This window comes from Burkholderia sp. Se-20378 (assembly GCF_017104665.1).
Classification (GTDB): domain Bacteria; phylum Pseudomonadota; class Gammaproteobacteria; order Burkholderiales; family Burkholderiaceae; genus Burkholderia; species Burkholderia lata.
The window spans coordinates 1-1,409 of the sequence record NZ_JAAGPG010001037.1 but is presented as its reverse complement, the minus strand read 5'-3'; the positions used below and the strand labels follow the sequence as shown (position 1 = coordinate 1,409).

Here is a 1,409-nt window from a genome sequence, read left to right as displayed (position 1 = left end):
GGCGGCATCGCGCCGACGCAGGTTGCGCGGCGCGTCGCCGCACCGGATGAAGGCCGCGTGCCACGCCGGCCCGCGCGTGCGCCCCGTCGCAGAAGGGCGTGCGCGCAAATCGTCTGACTGTTCTAAACTCCCTGTTACTTCGCGCTGCGCGAACCCGACCGACCGAACGGAACCGTCTCCCGCCGGCCCTGTCCGATTTCCTGGCTGTTCCGTGCAACGCGGTACCAAGGAGGGTCTGAACATGGCAAGGCATCTTCACGCCGACCGTGAACCCCGAATCGTCGCCGAGTCCAAGTGCCTCGGTCCGTGCGATCCGGCAGAACGCATCCACGTCACGATCATGTTGCGGCGGCAGGAAGAAGGGCAACTCGATACGCTGCTTCACCAGCTCGCCACCGGCGACGCGCAAGCGAAACCGGTGTCGCGTGCCACTTTCGCGCAACGCTTTTCCGCCAATCCCGACGATATTCGCAAGGCTGAGGACTTCGCGCGTCGTCACCAACTGACGGTCGATCGCGTTGATCCCGTCGAAAGCGTCGTCGTGCTGTCCGGCACGATCCAGCAGTTCGAAGCCGCGTTCGGCGTCAAGCTCGAGCGCTTCGAGCATCAGTCGATCGGCCAGTATCGCGGCCGCTCCGGCCCGATCGCGCTGCCCGACGATCTCGGTGACGCCGTCACGGCCGTGCTCGGCCTCGACAGTCGTCCGCAGGCGCGGCCGCACTTCCGGCTGCGGCCGCCGTTCAAGCCCGCGCGCGGCGGTGCGGCGGGCGTCACGTTCACCCCGATCCAGCTGGCATCGCTGTACGGCTTCCCGGCCGGCGACGGCGCGGGGCAGTGCATCGCGATCATCGAACTCGGCGGCGGCTACCGCGCGGCCGACATCCAGCAGTATTTCCGCGGGCTCGGCATCACAACCCCGCCGACGCTCGTCGACGTGAACGTCGGCACCGGCCGCAACACGCCGACCGGCGACCCGAGCGGCCCGGACGGCGAAGTCGCGCTCGACATCGAGATTGCCGGCGCGATCGCACCGGCCGCGAAGATCGCCGTGTACTTTGCGGCGAACAGCGACGCGGGCTTCATCCAGGCCGTCAACGCGGCCGTCAGCGATACGACCAACAAGCCGTCGGTGATCTCGATCAGCTGGGGCGGCCCGGAGGCGATCTGGCAGACGCAGTCCGCGCAGGCGTTCAACCGCGTGTTGCAGGCGGCGGCCGCGCAGGGCATCACGGTGTGCGCGGCGTCGGGCGACAGCGGCTCGGGCGACGGGCTGCAGGACGGCGCCGATCATGTCGACTTCCCGGCATCGAGCCCGTACGTGCTCGGCTGCGGCGGCACGCAGCTCGACGCGCTGCCGGGGCAGGGCATCCGCAGCGAGGTCACGTGGAACGACGAGGCGGCCGGCGGCG

The 1,409-nt window shown here is 69.5% G+C and carries 1 protein-coding gene; it reads left to right on the top strand.

Translation table 11 applies throughout. The annotated features are described in order from the left end of the window. Positions 1–241: 241 nt before the first annotated feature. On the top strand, positions 242–1,409 hold a 1,168-nt coding region (locus tag G3N93_RS39945), incomplete at its 3' end, for a protease pro-enzyme activation domain-containing protein (protein WP_206135514.1).